This is a genomic window from Mesorhizobium sp. M4A.F.Ca.ET.020.02.1.1, assembly GCF_004022645.1.
Lineage (GTDB): Bacteria > Pseudomonadota > Alphaproteobacteria > Rhizobiales > Rhizobiaceae > Mesorhizobium.
Genome location: NZ_RZOI01000993.1, coordinates 1 through 1,756, shown reverse-complemented (window position 1 = coordinate 1,756; position 1,756 = coordinate 1). Strand labels below are relative to the sequence as shown.

Here is a 1,756-nt window from a genome sequence, read left to right as displayed (position 1 = left end):
ACGAAGGCCTGCGCTGGGTGGCGCCGATCGGGACGCAGACGCGCGAAACGACCCGCGACGTGGAGATCGGCGGCGCGACGATTCCGGCCGGCGCGCCGATCGCCGCGCTGGTCTCCTCGGCCAGCCGCGACGAGAGCCGCTTCACCGATCCCGACCGCTTCGACATCCGCCGTGACGAGGGCAACCACGCCGCCTTCGGCTTCGGTCATCATTTCTGCTCGGGCCGCTTCTTCGCGCGCGAGCAGATGTGCCTTGCGCTAAGATTGCTGCTGGAGCGGTTTCCGGACCTGAAACTGGTGCCAGGCAAGGAGCCCATCTTCCGCGGCTGGGAGTTCCGCGCGCCGGCGACACTTCACGTAGAGTTTGGAGCAGACCGACAATGATCGACCAGGACACCATCGACACGCTGCGCAGGGCGGAGGTTGGCGCTCGGCGTCTGTTCATCGATGGCGCCCATGCGGATGCCGAGAGCGGCGCCAGCCTTGAGGTGATCTCGCCGATCGACGGCCGTCCCTTCGCCAGCATCGCTGATGGCGCCGCCGCCGATGTCGATCGGGCAGTCGCCTCGGCGCGCAAGGCGTTCGCGAAGAGCTCCTGGTCGCGCGCCGCGCCCGCCTTCCGCAAGAAGGTGTTGACGAAATTCGCCGAGCTGGTCGAAAAGCACGCGCTGGAGCTTGCCGTGCTCGGCGTGCGCGACAACGGCACCGAAATCGGCATGGCCTACAAGGCCGAGCCGCTGTCTGCCGCCGGAACCATCCGTTACTATGCCGAGGCGATCGACAAGGTCTATGGCGAGATCGCGCCGACCGCGGACAACGTGCTCGGCCTCATCCACAAGGAGCCGCTCGGCGTCGTCGGCATCATTGTGCCGTGGAATTTCCCGCTGATGATCGGCGCCTGGAAGATCGCGCCGGCACTCGCTGCCGGCAACGCCATCGTCGTCAAGCCGCCGGAAATCGCCTCGCTGACGCTACTGCGGCTGGCGGAACTTGCCGCCGAGGCTGGGTTGCCGGAGGGTGTCCTCAACGTCGTCACCGGGCGCGGTTCGGTCGCCGGCGAGGCACTCGGCCTGCATATGGATGTCGACGCCATCGCCTTCACCGGCTCCGGGCCTGTCGGTCGTCGCCTGCTCGAATATTCCGCGCGCTCCAATCTGAAGCGCGTCTTTCTCGAGCTTGGCGGCAAGTCGCCCAACATCGTCTTTGCCGATGCGCCGGACTTGAAGCAGGCGGCGGTCGTCTCGGCCAACGGCATCTTCCGCAATTCCGGTCAGGTCTGCGTTGCCGGCTCGCGGCTGCTGGTCCAGGCCTCGGTCTATGACCGCTTCATGGACGAGCTGCTCAAGGCAACCACCAAGCTGAAGGTCGGCGACCCGCTCGATCTCGGCTCCGACGTCGGCGCGGTGTCGAGCGCCGAGCAGCTGACCAAGAATCTCGGCTTCGTCGCCAAGGCTTCGGAGGAGGGCGCCCGTCTCGTCACCGGTGGCGAACGCATCCTGGCGGAGACCGGCGGCAGCTACATGGCGCCGACCATCTTCGAGAACGTGACCGAGAAGATGCAGCTTGCCCGCGAGGAGGTGTTCGGGCCGGTGCTCAGCGTCATGCGCTTCGAAACCGAGGAGGAGGCGGTGCGGCTTGCCAACGCCACCGTCTTTGGTCTCGCCTCCGCCGTGTGGACGTCGAACCTGTCGACCGCGCACCGCATGGTGCGCGCCATCAACGCCGGCGTCGTCCACGTCAACACCTATGGCGGCGCC

General features: G+C 67.0%; 2 protein-coding genes. Both read left to right on the top strand.

Annotated features, from left to right (window positions below; all coding sequences use genetic code 11):
• The coding region (locus tag EN742_RS34035; RefSeq protein WP_148670484.1) for a cytochrome P450 at positions 1-383 on the top strand (383 nt) is incomplete at its 5' end.
• Positions 380-1,756 (top strand): aldehyde dehydrogenase family protein (locus tag EN742_RS34030; RefSeq protein ID WP_128333824.1); only part of this gene is annotated, 1,377 nt, incomplete at its 3' end. The genes EN742_RS34035 and EN742_RS34030, both read left to right, overlap by 4 nt.